Source organism: Shewanella sp. SG41-3, assembly GCF_014164545.1.
Lineage (GTDB): Bacteria > Pseudomonadota > Gammaproteobacteria > Enterobacterales > Shewanellaceae > Shewanella > Shewanella vesiculosa.
The window spans coordinates 1-552 of record NZ_JACJFJ010000029.1; the positions used below are offsets into that span (position 1 = coordinate 1).

Annotated in this window: 1 tRNA gene and 1 rRNA gene; both read left to right on the forward strand. The window is 42.6% G+C overall.

The features are described 5' to 3' along the window. Positions 1-11: 11 nt before the first annotated feature. A tRNA-Ala gene (locus H5164_RS19800) sits at positions 12-87 on the forward strand. 362 nt (positions 88-449) lie between these two features. Next, positions 450-552 (forward strand): 23S ribosomal RNA (locus H5164_RS19805); the annotation flags it as partial.

Genomic DNA, 552 nt, shown 5'->3' on the forward strand with positions numbered 1-552 from the left:
TGCATGTAAATGGGGCTATAGCTCAGCTGGGAGAGCGCCTGCCTTGCACGCAGGAGGTCTGCGGTTCGATCCCGCATAGCTCCACCATTTACACTTATCATGACGATAAGCTTATGCATAGGTTACAGATGCCAAAGATAAACAAAATTTTATCTTTGGCTTTTTTAAGCCCGCTCTTTAACAATTTGGAAAGCTGATAGTACTAACTAAAGGCGCATAAATGATGATTCGTTGTCGTTTATGTGATTACGTTAGTGCGAAAAACGTTAATGCGAAAGCATTAACACTTGAGTTCTCAATACACTGTTTAAGTGTCTTGAATATTCTAAAAAACTAAGGCGAGTCCACTTCCTACCCGGAGGTGAGACAAGTAAAAACCAGCTGGTCATGATACGACCCAGAGCTCTTCTCTTGTTAATTCAAGGGTGTGAAACTCATTTGGGTTGTATGGTTAAGTGACCAAGCGTATACGGTGGATGCCTTGGCAGTCAGAGGCGATGAAGGACGTAATAACTTGCGAAAAGCGTTGGCGAGCTAGTAATAAGCATTTGA